Annotated in this window: 17 protein-coding genes; 8 read left to right on the top strand and 9 right to left on the bottom strand. The window is 60.1% G+C overall.

What is annotated here, in order from left to right; all coding sequences use genetic code 11:
• Positions 1–10: 10 nt before the first annotated feature.
• From purN to PHP59_RS03920, 3 genes are all read right to left on the bottom strand, one after another.
• A complete protein-coding gene (gene purN, locus PHP59_RS03930; protein ID WP_300163913.1) occupies positions 11–631 on the bottom strand; it encodes a phosphoribosylglycinamide formyltransferase in 621 nt (206 codons plus the stop codon).
• A gap of 25 nt (positions 632–656) precedes the next feature.
• Complete coding sequence (locus tag PHP59_RS03925) at positions 657–1931, bottom strand: hemolysin family protein (protein ID WP_300163985.1); 1275 nt, start codon at positions 1929–1931, stop codon at positions 657–659.
• Positions 1932–2025: 94 nt separating this feature from the next.
• Complete coding sequence (locus tag PHP59_RS03920; protein ID WP_300163910.1) at positions 2026–2847, bottom strand: sugar phosphate isomerase/epimerase; 822 nt, start codon at positions 2845–2847, stop codon at positions 2026–2028.
• A 38-nt stretch (positions 2848–2885) separates the two neighbouring features.
• Here PHP59_RS03920 and xseA point away from each other — a divergent pair, with 38 nt between their 5' ends.
• Both xseA and xseB read left to right on the top strand, forming a co-directional pair.
• Positions 2886–4106 carry an exodeoxyribonuclease VII large subunit gene (gene xseA / locus PHP59_RS03915; RefSeq protein ID WP_300163907.1) on the top strand — a complete coding sequence of 407 codons (1221 nt, stop codon included), beginning with the start codon at positions 2886–2888 and terminating at the stop codon, positions 4104–4106.
• Positions 4090–4272: an exodeoxyribonuclease VII small subunit gene (gene xseB, locus PHP59_RS03910; protein ID WP_300163904.1), complete on the top strand. Its 183-nt coding sequence runs from the start codon at positions 4090–4092 to the stop codon at positions 4270–4272. Before xseA ends, xseB begins: the two co-directional genes overlap by 17 nt.
• Positions 4273–4606: 334 nt before the next feature.
• Here xseB and PHP59_RS03905 read toward each other — a convergent pair whose 3' ends face one another.
• On the bottom strand, positions 4607–5035 hold the full coding sequence (locus PHP59_RS03905; protein ID WP_300163901.1) for a DUF371 domain-containing protein: 429 nt from the start codon (positions 5033–5035) through the stop codon (positions 4607–4609).
• Positions 5036–5068: 33 nt separating this feature from the next.
• Here PHP59_RS03905 and PHP59_RS03900 point away from each other — a divergent pair, with 33 nt between their 5' ends.
• Positions 5069–5641, top strand: a complete 573-nt coding sequence (locus tag PHP59_RS03900) for an HVO_0476 family zinc finger protein (RefSeq protein WP_300163898.1) — start codon at positions 5069–5071, stop codon at positions 5639–5641.
• A 440-nt stretch (positions 5642–6081) separates the two neighbouring features.
• On the opposite strand, the gene PHP59_RS03895 is transcribed toward PHP59_RS03900, so the two are convergent.
• Positions 6082–6342 carry a thioredoxin family protein gene (locus PHP59_RS03895; protein WP_300163896.1) on the bottom strand — a complete coding sequence of 87 codons (261 nt, stop codon included), beginning with the start codon at positions 6340–6342 and terminating at the stop codon, positions 6082–6084.
• Between the two features lie 41 nt (positions 6343–6383).
• Entirely contained in the window at positions 6384–7094 is a 711-nt protein-coding gene (locus tag PHP59_RS03890) for a hypothetical protein (protein WP_300163893.1), read from the bottom strand.
• Positions 7095–7218: 124 nt separating this feature from the next.
• Here PHP59_RS03890 and PHP59_RS03885 point away from each other — a divergent pair, with 124 nt between their 5' ends.
• Together PHP59_RS03885 and PHP59_RS03880 are read left to right on the top strand one after the other, a co-directional pair.
• A complete protein-coding gene (locus PHP59_RS03885; protein ID WP_300163890.1) occupies positions 7219–7683 on the top strand; it encodes an Hsp20/alpha crystallin family protein in 465 nt (154 codons plus the stop codon).
• Positions 7684–7762: 79 nt separating this feature from the next.
• Positions 7763–8551: a CBS domain-containing protein gene (locus PHP59_RS03880; RefSeq protein WP_300163887.1), complete on the top strand. Its 789-nt coding sequence runs from the start codon at positions 7763–7765 to the stop codon at positions 8549–8551.
• A 619-nt stretch (positions 8552–9170) separates the two neighbouring features.
• Here PHP59_RS03880 and PHP59_RS03875 read toward each other — a convergent pair.
• Complete coding sequence (locus PHP59_RS03875) at positions 9171–10349, bottom strand: NDP-sugar synthase (RefSeq protein WP_300163884.1); 1179 nt, start codon at positions 10347–10349, stop codon at positions 9171–9173.
• Between the two features lie 80 nt (positions 10350–10429).
• Between PHP59_RS03875 and PHP59_RS03870 the strand changes: the two genes are divergently transcribed.
• Both PHP59_RS03870 and PHP59_RS03865 read left to right on the top strand, forming a co-directional pair.
• Complete coding sequence (locus PHP59_RS03870; protein WP_300163881.1) at positions 10430–10927, top strand: YkgJ family cysteine cluster protein; 498 nt, start codon at positions 10430–10432, stop codon at positions 10925–10927.
• Position 10928: 1 nt separating this feature from the next.
• A complete protein-coding gene (locus PHP59_RS03865) occupies positions 10929–11180 on the top strand; it encodes a hypothetical protein (protein WP_300163878.1) in 252 nt (83 codons plus the stop codon).
• A 96-nt stretch (positions 11181–11276) separates the two neighbouring features.
• On the opposite strand, the gene PHP59_RS03860 is transcribed toward PHP59_RS03865, so the two are convergent.
• Together PHP59_RS03860 and PHP59_RS03855 are read right to left on the bottom strand one after the other, a co-directional pair.
• A complete protein-coding gene (locus PHP59_RS03860; RefSeq protein ID WP_300163875.1) occupies positions 11277–11624 on the bottom strand; it encodes a type II secretion system protein E in 348 nt (115 codons plus the stop codon).
• A 65-nt stretch (positions 11625–11689) separates the two neighbouring features.
• Positions 11690–13141, bottom strand: coding sequence for a cobyric acid synthase (locus PHP59_RS03855; protein ID WP_300163872.1), 1452 nt, complete (start codon positions 13139–13141; stop codon positions 11690–11692).
• 145 nt (positions 13142–13286) lie between these two features.
• Between PHP59_RS03855 and yciH the strand changes: the two genes are divergently transcribed.
• A complete protein-coding gene (gene yciH / locus PHP59_RS03850) occupies positions 13287–13592 on the top strand; it encodes a stress response translation initiation inhibitor YciH (protein WP_300163870.1) in 306 nt (101 codons plus the stop codon).
• The last annotated feature ends 194 nt before the right edge of the window (positions 13593–13786 follow it).

Below are 13786 nucleotides of genomic sequence, written 5' to 3'. Positions count from 1 at the left end.
TCGCACAAACTCAAAGAGCCTTGGGCGGCGGCAGGATCCTGACATGCCGTCCTTCGACCAGGATACGGTCGTCGCAGAGGAGTGACACGGCCCGGGGAAGGACGCGGTGCTCCTCGACCAGGATCCGATCCGCAAGGGTATCCTCGTCGTCGCCGTCAAGGACAGGGACACAGGCCTGGATGATGATAGGCCCGCTGTCAAGCCCTGTATCGACGAAGTGGACCGTGCACCCGGTCACCTTCACGCCGTACTCGATCGCCTGCCTCTGCGCGTGGAGGCCGGTGAAACTGGGGAGGAGGGCGGGATGGATATTGATCATCCTCCCTGCAAAGGCCTCCACGATAGCGTCGCCGACGATGCGCATGTAGCCTGCAAGCACAAAAATGTCGGCGCCGCAGTCCCGCATTGCCGCAAGCAGGTCGGCCTCGTAGGCCTGTTTCGAGGGGTACGAGGCGTGGTCGAGGACTGTCACCGGGATGCCGGCCTGTTCCGCGCGGGTGATCGCGTAGGCGCCGGGTTTGTCGGTGATCAGCCTGACGCACCCGGCCCTGATCGTACCGGCACAGATTGCGTCGAGGACGGCCTGGAAGTTGGAGCCCCTCCCTGATGCCAGCACTGCAATGCGCTTCATGCTCACACGTCGGCGCGGGGAGGTATTAACGATTCTCTCCCTCCCCTGCCGCGGGAGGCGGGAGGATCAGTTTGACCTTCACGATCCGCCGTCCACGCATCTGCATCACCGCAATGGTGACGCCGCTCGCCAGTTTTACGACCTCGCCGCGGAGAGGTATGTGGCCGAGGATGGTGAAGAGGAGGCCGCCAAGAGTCTCATACGACTCACCGACCGGGAGACTCGTGCCGAGTTCCTCGTTGAGGTGTTCGACCCAGACCTGCGCGTCCACCATATAGACGCCTTCGCCGAGTTTCTGGATAGAGGGTTCCTCTTCGTCGAATTCATCAAGGATCTCGCCGACAAGTTCCTCGAGGATGTCCTCGACGGTGACGACACCGGCAAAACCGCCGTATTCGTCCATGACGATGGCCATATGGACCTTCCGGAGCTGCATCTCCTTGAGGAGGTCGTCGATCATCTTGCTCTCCGGGACAAAGTAGGCGTCGTGCATCAGTTCCTTGATCGTGACAACCTCTTTTTTGGAGAACTCGGCAGCAAAGACATCCTTGATGTTGAGGACACCGACGATGTTGTCGATCTGGTCGTGGTACACGGGTAGGCGCGAGAGGCCGGTCTCGTTGAAGAGAGTGATCGCGTTCTCCAGGGAACTGACGTCCTCGATCAGCACGACGTCCACGCGGGGAGTCATGATCTCGCGGGCGGTCGTCTCACCGAACCTGAAGACAGAGTAGAGCATCTGCCGCTCTTCCTCCTCGATCATCCCTTCTTCCTCGCCGACATCGATCCATTCCTTGATCTCCTCCTCGGTGATCGCGGGTTCGGCGAGGCCTGAACCCGGAGCGAAGCGAGCGCTCAGCCGATCGTAGAACCAGAGGATGGGGAGGAGAAGTTTCGTGAGGAAGAGGATTATCGGGGCGGCAAAGAGGGCCAGTTTCTCGGTGTACCTCGACGCGTAGGTCTTCGGCCCGATCTCGCCGAAGACGAGCATGAGGATGACGACAAAACCGGTGGCGATCCCGACGCCGGCGCTCCCGAAGCGTTCGATGGCGATCGCAGTCGCAATCGAGGCTGCGGCGACGTTGACGACATTGTTGCCGATGAGAATGGCGATCAGGATGTGGTCCGGGAATTCCTTCAGGCGTGCAAGAGCGTCGGCGCCCTTTTTCCCCTCATTGACGAGGGTGCGGACTTTTGCCCGCGTGATCGATATAAGGGCGACTTCAGAACTGGAGAAAAAACCTGAAAGGGCAAGACATGCGATGAATAAGCCACTTAATATGATTTCATCGGGTGTCATCGCTGCCACGCCGGTGTACGGCTCATTATCCAACTATCGTTCATAAATGTAGTACTATAGGGTGATATGTACTGTGAGTTCTTAAAACCAGCGTTCAGGGGAGACAGCACTCAAGAAACTCTTTTTCCTGCCGTAAAACGGTGATCTTCTCCTCGACCGAGAGCGGATGAAAAAAATTCCTGTCCTCGATCTCAAGGGTGAGGCACCCGTCGTAACCCGCAGCGGCAAGGGCCCCGACAACGTCCCGCGCATACCTGTTCCCGGCGACAGGGAGGTGCATCTTCCGACCGTCTGCAATGCTCAGGTGGACGTTGGCAAGTCGGTCGCCACAGAGGTCGATGTACTGCCCGACAACGGCGGGCGAGACGGCCATCGCGTGGGAGACGTCGAGGGTGAAGGAGAGCCAGGGGTTGACGTCGAGGACTTCCTGCATCTCTTCGGGGGTGCTGAGGAGGGAGTTGATCGTCTGTTCCATGTTCTCGATCGCAACCCTGATTCCTGTCCTTTCCGCGGCGTCCCGCAGGCGCGCGAGATAGATCCTGAAGTGTTCGTAGTCATAGGCGCTCGGGCGCCTTTTTGCCGTCCTGCGACCAGGGTGGACGGTGACCACCTCCGCACCGACGGCACAGGCGAGGTCGACGGCCTCGACGGCGTACTGCTGGGAGGCGGCGGCGACGCGGGGGTTGATGGAGCAGGGGTTGAGATCGAGGACAGGGGCATGGACGGTGATCGGCGCAAGGGCCGGGTAGGCCCTGACCGCGGCCTCCAGGTCGGCGAAGGGGAGGCCGCGCAGCCAGAAGCTCGGGGTCTCGACCCAGAACTCGACGCCGGTGAGGCCTGCCTCCTCAACAGAGGCGAAGATCTCGTCGAGGGGGTATTCATGGAAGAACATGCTTGAGACGGCAAGGCGGCCCATGACAGGTTCTTATAGGTCCTCGACCCACGATAAAAACAATGGATCCTGGGCTGGACGGGGTGCGGGGGGTTCTTGAGATCACGGCGATCATCAGGGACGCCCTCGACCTCCCGGTGCTGGCCGGGTGCTGGGTGCGGGGCGAGGTGACGAACTACACCCATGCCTCCTCGGGCCACTGCTATTTTTCGCTCTCCGAGGCGAGGGGTGGGAAGAGTGCGGTCATCGGCGCGGTGATGTTCCGGGGGAGCGCACGGGCGCTCGCCTTTGAACCGGCGAACGGGATGGACGTCATCGCCTACGGCCACGTGGGCCTGTACGAACCGCAGGGGAAGTACCAGTTCTATGTGGAGGACATGCGACTCGCAGGGGAGGGGGAGAAGCATCTCCTTGTCGAGCGCTGGAAGAGGGATCTCGCGGCCGAGGGCCTCTTCGCGGCGGCACGGAAGAGGGCGATCCCACCCTTCCCGCGGCGTGTCGCCGTCGTCACCTCGCCGTCGGGCGCGGTGCTTCACGATATCGAAAATGTCCTCGCCCGGCGGTACCCTGTCGAGGTTCTCCTCTCGCCGACGGCGGTGCAGGGGGAGACGGCCCACCTGGATATCGCAGAGGCGATCAGGCGGGCCGACGGTCTGGCCGACGTGCTGATCGTTGCACGGGGCGGCGGGAGTTTCGAGGACCTCTTCCCTTTCAACAGGCCCGAGGTGGTGCGGGCGATCGCGGCGTGCACGACGCCGGTGATCAGTGCGGTGGGCCACGAGGTGGACGTGACCCTTGCCGACCTTGCGGCCGACCTGCGGGCGCCGACGCCTTCGGCAGCCGCGGAACTGGCCGCGCCCGACCGTGCCGACCTCCGCGCCGGTCTCGATAAGGACAGACTGAGGTTACAGGACGCCGTCCTCGGGAAGGTCGACCGCTGCCGTGCCGACCTCGATGCCCTCTCCCTGAGGTTCAGGCCCGACCGTCTCCGCCGGCGCACCGAGGAGGGGAGGCAGCAGATTGCAGACCTGGAGGAGCGGATGAGGCGGGGCTATCAGGGACGGACCGGGCGGGAGCACCTCGTCCTCTCCGGGCTTGCGGCCCGAATGAAGGCGTCTGACCCCCTCGCACCGGTGCGCCGCGGCTATGTGCTGGTGAGGAGGGACGGGGAGGTGGTGCGCTCGGTGGAGGGGGTCGCAGTGGGCGACCGCCTCGACCTGAGATTTGCCGACGGGACATGTATGGTCATCACGGAGCGTGTGAGTCATGACAGAGACGTATGAAGAACTCCTGAACGAACTGAAAGAGACAATAAAAAAGATCGAGGACAACTCGACGAGCCTCGAGGAGAGCATCGCCCTGTACGAGCGCGGCGAGGATCTGATCCGCCGCTGCGAGCGACTGCTCGAAGAGGCCGAGATGAAGATCACGGCCCTGACTCAGGGGTAGGTGGTGGACGGAGTATAACGGGGGGTCTGGAGAGTCGGGCCGGATTGGGTCGATGTCTCCTCCTGATTCCCTGAGGGAATGCACCGATCAACCGTCTTTTCCACACTCTCCTCCGGGGGACTGACACCCCCGGACCCCCGAAATCAGGATTGGACCAGGGAAGAGAGAACAGGATAGCCAAAGAAAGGAGATTGCCGTATCCCTGCCTATCCTGAGCGGGGGTCCGGGGGCTTAGTCCCCCGGCGCAGGCACGCCAGATCAGAAATTCTCCAGAGCCGGAGATTTTCGAAATCACGCTGGAGACTTTCTCCGCTATCGGTCGTTTCCCGCGGCACTACTCTGGGGTAGACGCCTCGATCTCGACGACGAGTTCGGCACCAGTGGCAAGGGCGGCGATGAGTCGCCTGTCGATCGTTCCCGCGACAGTGTCCGACCCGACGGCCACGGTCCTGCCGCAGGCGAAGGTGCTCCGCCGCCAGACGAGGTCTGCAGGATGGTCGAGGGAAAAGGCGGCGCTGCCGTGCGACCTGACGACGACCTCGACGCCCCCGGCACAGAGGCGGGTGGTCACCTCGGCACGGTCGTCGGCGAGCAGAACCTTCAGTGCGGGATCGAGATCGGCAGCGCCTTTGTCAGCAGAGACCCCGATAATACAGTCGCCGGCCGGCGAAAGGTCGGCCTCCTTCGTCACCTCAAAGGTGGTGCGGTGGAGGGCCCGCACATTGACGTGCCCGAAACAGTGGATAGTGTCCTGTGCCTTCATCCTTTAATAATGGTGTACCCTTATTCTATTGAAATGTACATCACCATCTATTGTCCGCAGTGCGAGGACGAAACCGATCATGACCTCCTCAAGGAGGCGGGCGACCTCCTGGTGCGCTGCACCGTCTGCGGGGCCGTCCATCATGTTCCCATACCCATAGAAAAGACCTTCTCAGTGAAGGCGATCGTGAGCCGCGAGCAGGAGTCAGAGGTCTGCACCGTCGAACTCCTCGAAGAGGATGTCTGTTCTGTCGGCGATTACCTCGTCGCCGAGTGCGGCGAGGAAGGCGTCTCGGTCGAAGTGACGGCGATCGAGGTGGGAGAAAGGCGGGTCATAAAGGCGCAGGCGCCGGAGATCACCGCACTCTGGACGCGTGCAATCGAGGAGGTGGTGGTCAGGGTGTCAGTCCACGACAAGGCCAAGACCCTCCCGCTCTACAAAAAGTGCGATGGCGAGGAGTTCTTCGCCGTCGACGAGGTCTATACCTTCGACAGGATAAAGTTCCGTATCTCCCACATCAAACTGCGTGACGGGCCGGTCCTCAGAAAGGAAGGCTGGAAGACAGTTGCAAAAAAGATCAAGCGGATCTACGGATACCGGGTGTGAGGCCAGGGGGGCGGGGGTACCGCCCTGTCCGCACACCTTTCACATCGTTTTTTGAGAGAGATCTTTTTCCGGGCTCTGAGGTTTGTAGATTCCCTCATGCTCTGGTCGATGTATACTCCTGATCCCATGAGGGAACGCGCGTATCCATTGCCTTCCTCCTGGATGTCACCCGGGGACTTCGTCTTCTCGAACTCGCTGATGCTCGTCCCCGCTCAGGATTAGGCAGGGGAAGGCAGATCTTGAGATGAGGATGAGGAGGGTTGTCCCTCCCTCCTATCCTGTACCGGGGGGCCGGGGGCGGTAGTCCCCCGGTTCGATTTCAGGGGAAGGCGTCCGATCAGCGATTTTATGGGAGAAAAGAGTCACCCGACAAAAATGCGAACTATTCTCCACAGCCGATATGCCCATCGACCGCCATGACCCCCTCACCGGAATCCTGTTCACCGGTACTTCTCGATCGCCTCTCCGAGAGTCTCGGTGTGGACGACGCCCTCGAACCGTTCTTTGACCTCGCCGTCCACGATGACGAGGATGGTGGGGGTCACGGTGAGGGCGTATGTCTGGATGTCCTCGGGATGCATGACGGCGTCACGTTCCTCGAACATCACCCCGAAGGTGCGCTCGACCTCGCGGTTGATCGGTTCCTGCTCCATGCACCCCATGCAGCCCTCCTGAAAATAGCAGAGGATAGTCAGTGTCATGGGCAAAAGAAGAGAGCGGGGGTATAAATACCCACCGGGGATCACGCGGAGGTGATCGACCTGACAGTCACGTCGGCCGTGGCATAGGTGAAGTCGACTGTCAGGTTTTCGTTATTCTTCTCGGTGACCTTCCCGATACGGAGGTACGATATCGAGGACTCCGGGTCGGTGAAGACCGTTGCATTCTTCGTGATCGTCATCTGCCTGATGAAGCGGTCGCCGACATTGACCTCGGAGAAGTTCAGGCCCAGACGGTCAGACTCGTTCGCCCCAACAGTGATGGAGGAGGACTCGGTGTTGATCGGGATCTTTTTCGTCTTCAGCTCGTGCATGCCGAGAATACCCTTGTTAAGGGCGGCCATCTCCCAGGGGAGGATGCCGAAGTCGCCCTGTGTGATGCCCGGAACGACTGCCGGCACCGGGTAGATGAAGGTGTCTTCCGATGACTCAGCCCCGCCGACCAGGCTCATCGGGGAGGTGAGGAAGACGGCCCGCTTCTTTGCATACTCATCGGCCTGGATCTGCTGGCTCGTCGTAAGGATCGGAATGCCCGCGTCATCGCGGATGGTGCAGTCGACCAGGACAGAATCTCCAGGTTGTACGCTCTTGAACGCGCTCATTGCCGGGACGGCATACGAAGCCACCATGAGGAAGGCAAAGAGCACACCGAAGACCAGCATCGCGATCTGGGTCTTCGTTTTCTTCCCGGAATCTTTCTCTTCCGGGGTGCGCGTCTTTGGTTTGCTGACCATTATGTACTCAATCGTATCCCCAGGCCATAAAGGACGCTGTCGGCACACCATAGAGCACGTATAAATATAATAAATACTAACGAGAGGTTAGCACCACCCATAGGGTGCGAGGAGAAGAGAAAATATGGCACAAAAACGCGGATTATACTCATTCTGGAGAGATTTCGACGAGGTGATGAACGAGATGCGGGCAGAGATGGAGGGACGCTTCCAGTCCCTTATCGCCGAGTCGGCACCGGCCCGCGCCCTCCCCATGCTCAGGGGGGAAGGGCCGAGGGTGGACGTCTATACCCACGAAGACGAGGTGATCGTCGTCGCGGACTTCCCGGGCGCCGAGAAGGAGAACATCTCGCTGCGGCTCATCAACCCGCGACTCCTTGAGATTGCAGCCGTCCAGAAGGAAGAGAGGGAAGGCGGCGAGGAGGGATATGTCATGCGGGAGCGTTTCTACGGAACCATGAAAAGGGTGGTATCTCTTCCGGCCGAAGTCAGGGAAGAAAGCGCGAGCGCCACCTTCAAGAACGGCGTCCTCGAGGTCCGCTTTAAGAAAGTTGAGGTCGAGAAGGGTGCGGTCATCCCGATCGAGTAACCGCCAATTCTCCCTCTTTTTTTCGTAAACACTATATATCACCGAATCCTTGATGTAGCCTTGGTTACAAGAGATGTTAATGGATAAAAAGCGGGTCAAGGATTACATGACCTATGATGTCGTCACCGTCGGCGCCAACGAAACGGCCAAGGACGTCATCGACAAGATCCAGAAGACCAGACACGACGGTTTCCCGGTCATCAACGATAAAAAAGAGGTCGTGGGCTATATTTCCGCCCGGGACCTCCTGACGATCCACCCGGGAACGCCGGTCGAGCGAGTCATGAGCCGCCATCTCATCGTTGCCGACCCGGAGATGAGCGTCAACGACGCCGCCCGCGTGATCTTCAGGTCAGGGATCCAGAAACTCCCGGTGGTGGACGAGAACAACCACCTTATCGGGATCATCTCGAATGCCGACGTGATCAGGTCGCAGATCGAGCATGTCTCCCCGGAGAAGGTCTACAATTTTATGGACACGCTCAGGCGCCTCCACGGCATCGAACCGACCCTGTCGCGGGGTTTCGTCCCCATCGACCAGCTCCTTCCCACCCAGGCGAAGATCTACGAGGACGAACTGGAGGGGAGGATATACGAGATCAAGAAGGGCCTGGCCGAGCCCCTGATCGTGGTGAAGCGCCCGGGCCGTTACATCCTTGTCGACGGCCACCACCGTGCGATCGCCGCAAAGAGGCTTGGGTACAAGACCCTCGATGCCTATATCATCAATGTCACCGAGAATTTTGAGCTCGGGATGGAGAGGACTGCCCACGCTCAGAACCTCAGGACCCTCGACGACATCAAGGTCATGGACTATGCCCGTCACCCCCTCGTCGCCATCACGCACCGCCTGGTGCGGCAGAGTTAGAGGGGCGGCCGGATAAGACCCGTTAATATCCTTTTTTTCAGAGCGTCTGTTTGAAGTGTCGACCTGTGCTGGTGTACGGGAACGGAGGGCGGGTTTTGTCCCCATGGACAGGTATTCTGACACTGCACACCCGTACAACTGCCATCCCTCAATCGGATCCCGGGGGGCAAGCCCTCCAGGCCCCAAAATTAGGATAGGGTGAGGGATGGGAGAGCAGGGACTGAAGGTGGATCGGAAGAGAGATCTGAAGAACCAGTGGATATCGCTACGGCAATCCCCTGCCTATCCTGCACCGGGGGACCGGGGGCGGTAGTCCCCGGCGTGAGACACCGATCCACCGCCTTCCCATCAATCTAGACCGGGGGCTCCTCGAAGACCCGATGGTCTTCTCGAACTCGCTGGCGCTCGTTGCCCCCGGACCCCCACGTGCGATTGGCCCCGGGAAGAACGAACAGGAGATCCTGAGGGGGAGAATTGCCATCCACACCTATCTTAACTCGGGGGACTGGTGGCGGAGTCCACTTGAGGAGGTATCGATCCACTGCCCTTCCCACATTCTCAACCCGAGGACCATCGCCCGTACGGCCGCGGCCCCATAACCCAAAAAAAGTGAGGCCCCTTACGACCCCTCGTAGCGCACGTCGTATTTGTCGTTGAGGACGTGCTCCTTGACGACAGACCCATCAGGCACGATCACCTCGGGCCAGAGGCGGGTCCCGGAGTGGACGGTCACCCGGTTCTGGATGACGACCCGCGGGCCGATGACCGTGTCGTTCTCGATGGAGCATCCGTCGCCGACGATGGTTTCATTGTCCAGGATCGCCCCCGAGACTGTGGTGCCATTGCCGATGACGACCTGATTGTAGATGGAGGCAGAGAAGATCTTCGCGTTGCTCTTGATCACGCAGTCCTCCCCGATGCTCGTGTACGGACCGATGAGAACATTGCTCTCGATGGTCGTCCCTCTACCGATCGAGACCGGGCCGATGATCTGGGAGTTGTTGCCAAGGGAGAGGGACCCGCCGAGGGAGACCGGGCCGATGATCTTCGCACCCTTCACATGGAGGTCGCCGGAGATGTTCGTCGTCGTGATCTCCTGGAGTTTCCAGCGTTCGGCCTGCCGCAGGGACCGCGGGCTGCCCACATCGCTCCAGTTGCCGCGGGCAAGCCAGGCGCGGATGGTCTTCCCCTCATCGAGGAGACGCGGGAAAACGTTCCGTGCAAAGTCCACCTTCTCTCCTGCCGGGATATAGTCGAAGATCTCCGGGCTGCAGACGTACATCCCTGTGGAGGCGAGGTTCGAAAAGATCTCGCCTGGGCCGGGCTTCTCTTTGAAACGTTTGATACAATAGTTCACATCGATCTCGGCGATGCCGTACTCCGAGGGGTCGTCGATGGAGATGAGGCCGATGGTGGCGATGGCATCGCGTTTCAGGTGCTCACGGTAGAACTCCAGGAGGTTGAGGTCTGCCACATGGTCCCCACCGACCACGAGAAAGGGGGCGCCGTCGAGAAACTGCTGGGCGTTCTTGACGCTACCGGCCGTCCCGAGTTTGATGTCCTCGTGGACATAGGTGATCTCGGCGCCGAAGAGCGAACCGTCGCCGAGAGCCTGTTCGATATCGTCCCCCTTGTAGCCGAGGGTGATGACCATCTCGGTGAAACCGAGGTTGGCCAGGTGGGTAACGAGATGGGTGATCGAGGGCCGGTTCACGATCGGGATGCAGGGCTTGGGCCGCTCAAAGGTGAGCGGACGGAGGCGGGTCCCTTCGCCCCCGCACATGATGCAGACCTTCATAGTGAAGAAGAATGGCGCGAAAAACCATTTGAAGTTACTGGAAAGAAAAGGCTATTGACTGCCAGGGGAGAGTACGAGGTATGAGAGAAGAGCCCTTCACCTGCACGCTCTGCGGCAGATGCTGCATGGGCTTCGGGCGCTCTGTCAGGATCCTGCGGCAGACCGGGCCGCAGGAGTTCATGTGCGCCGTCGCGATCACCGGGGAGACATTCACGGCAAGGGTGGAGGACCGCTCCCTCCCGGCCTTCAGGCGCCCATCCGTCCAGTGGACCAACCCTGCCGCCTGCCCCTTCCTCAGGGCGGAGAAGGGGACGTACGTCTGCACGGTCCATGCTTCCCGCCCTTCATTCTGCCGGGACTTCGCCTGCTGCAGGATGCGGGTACTGCGCGACGGGGAGGTCATCGGCGAACTGAAAGGGAGACTCGACCTGAGGACAGACGACCCGGCGCTGAGGGCCCTGTGGGAGACGGAGGTCGTCCCCCATGCAGGCACCGGCGGGGACGACGACTGGCACGCCGCGGCCGACCGGGTGCTCGCGGGCGCCGGGTATGCGGCGGTGTGGTACAGGGGAGAGTGAGATGCGGGTGCTGAAGGTCGAAAAAGGGGCGGTTCCCTGCCAGGCAGGGGCGACGCGGACCCTGGACAACTGCCGGTTCTGCGTTCACTCGGTACGGTTCTGCGAGGACAGGCGGTGGGTGACCTCGCCGGCCCGCGCCTACTGCATACTGAAGCGGGCGACCGGGGAGGTGAAGATGGAGCAAGTGAGCGCCGTGGAGTGCGACGACGATGGCAACGAGGGCTTCAGGAGTATCATGTCGATCATCAGTTAGTCCTGACGATCATCAGTTAGTCCTGACGATCATCAGTTAGTCCTGACGATCATCAGTTAGTCCTGACGATCATCAGTTAGTCCTGACGATCATCGGTCACTCCTTTCTTTTCATCAGGTAGTCCCAGATGTTCCTCGTCTGGTACGGGACGCATCTGGCTTCCTTGCAGTAATCAGACTCGATTGTGTGATGAATCAGCCGGAGTTCGTCGCGCATGTGCTGCACGATTTCTTTGAGCCCGTCGATCTCTTTCCTGATCGTCATGAACTCCTCGAATGCCCGCTGCTTCTTGATCTCGATCTCCTGACCGCTCTCAAAGCTTGCAAAGCCCGTCTCAATCAGTTCAAGGATCGCTTCATTCCGCTCGATCGAATGTTTTTTCGCAAAAGCGTCGATGCTGTCGAGCATCTCCGGATCGAGGGTAAAGGAACATCGCATCACCATACTCTCTCACTCCGCAGCCGGGTCTCCGGACACAGTACTGAGAGTGCGTTCCCTGCCGGCATAAATCATCGTACCCTCCCGAGAGCAAGCCCGACAATATGTTCCATATCCAGGTGCCTCTCCAGAAGGGCGGCGAGGTCGTCGTACGGGTCTCTGTAAACGTCTTCTTCCTCGATCTCCAGCCCTTTTCTCCCGGCAAGATACGAGAGAAGGGCGGCGGCAGCAGGGGGGCGGGTGAAGATGCCATGGAGGTAGGTCCCGAAGACGAGGCCGTCGTCACTCACCGCGCCGTCGCCGTCGAAGGCCTCCCTGCAACCGGCCCTCCGGCTTTCGCCCATGTGGATCTCGTAGCCCTCCACCTCGCCGAACCGGATGAGGAGCGGCGGGACAGGAGCGGCACGGGTCCGTACCTGCCGGGTCGTCTTCCTGTAGGCCGAGAAGGTGGTCGAGACATCGAGGAGACCGAGCCCCTCTGCCTCGACCGGTTCTCCCGACTCATAACCGGCATCGGCAAGGTGCGTCCCGAGCATCTGGTACCCGCCGCAGATTCCGATGACCGGCACGCCCGCCTCTCGCATGCGGCAGATCTCGTCGGCCGTCCCCGCGGCACGGAGGACGGCAAGGTCGTCGATGGTGTTTTTGGTGCCCGGGAGGATGATGCAGTCGTAGCCCGCGAGGGATTCGCCCGGCCTGACATAGGTGACCGCGGCATGGCGTTCGAGGAGTTCGAAGTCGGTGAAGTTCGCGATATGCGGGAGCCTGATGACGGCGATCCTGATGGGGCTGTCCCGTGCCTGCTTGTCCCCGATGGAGAGGGAGTCCTCTGAGGCAATGCCGAGGTCGGCGTACGGGACGACACCGAGGACCGGGACGCCGCAGAGGTCCTCCAGCGCCTTCACCCCGCTGTCGAAGAGAGAAAGGTCTCCCCTGAACTTGTTGACGATGATCCCGGCGACCAGCGGGCGGACGTCATCGGGGAGGAGGGATATGGTACCGAAGGCCTGGGCAAAGACCCCGCCGCGCTCGATGTCGGCGACAAGGAGGATCGGGAGGCGGAGTTCCCGGGCAAGCCGCATATTGGCAATGTCTCGGTCATAGAGGTTGACCTCGGCCGCACCGCCAGCGCCTTCGACGACAACGGTGCCATAGCGCGCCTCCAACACTCGAAATGCGCCGACCGCCTGTTCGAGGAGTGCGTCGGTCTCCCGGTAATACTCCCCGATCCGCACGTCCTTATAGGGATGCCCGAAGAGGACGACCTGCGAGACCATGTCCCCCTTCGGCTTGAGGAGGATCGGGTTCATCTCCGCGGCGGGTTCGATACCCGCAGCCCTCGCCTGTTCGGCCTGGGCGATCCCGATCTCGGCGCCGTCGGCCGTCACCCAGGAGTTGAGGCTCATGTTCTGGGACTTAAAAGGTGCGTTCGTAATTCGGCGGTTTCTGAGGGCCCGGCAGAGCCCGGCGACTATCGTGCTCTTGCCGACATGGGAGGCGGTCCCGAGGACCATCAGCGACATCGATCTCTGGTTTGTTGTCAGAGCGGATAACGGGTGCGATCACGAGGGGTGCGAGGAGGCATCGGTCACCTCAAAATACATATTCACCTGATGGAAAGGATATTCATGCCAAGAAATATATAACGAGAACTTGAAGGTATAACTAATGAATGGTGGGATATGTCCCAAATGCGGACTACCAAAGGAACTGTGTATCTGTGAGGAGGTCGCAAAGGAACAGCAGAGGATCCAGGTCAAGATCAATAAACGCCGATATGGGAAAGAAGTCACTATCATCGAAGGACTCGATCCCTACGACATCGACCTTGCAGACCTCACAAAATTCCTCAAAGCCAAACTTGCCTGCGGCGGGACTGTCAAGGACACGTCCATCGAACTCCAGGGCAACCACAAGGAAAGGGTCAAAGAATTGCTGGCCATGAAGGGGTATAAATTGGAACAGATCAATTAACCCCCTATCCTTTTTTAATACTTTTTTTTCGCCTCGTAGTCATCCCCTGTTCTGTTCGGTGGTCCTCCCGTCTATCTTGCGGGGTAAAGGGGTGGAGCGGGAGGACCCCGGCCTTCAGGCCGGGGGTGAAAGCGGAACCCCTTTTGATATGATCTCATCTACCGAAAACTATTTGATATTATAAGGCTTATAAC

The organism is Methanofollis sp. (assembly GCF_028702905.1).
Lineage (GTDB): Archaea > Halobacteriota > Methanomicrobia > Methanomicrobiales > Methanofollaceae > Methanofollis.
The sequence above is the reverse complement of the archived record's forward strand: the minus strand, read 5'-3'. Positions and strand labels throughout refer to the sequence as shown.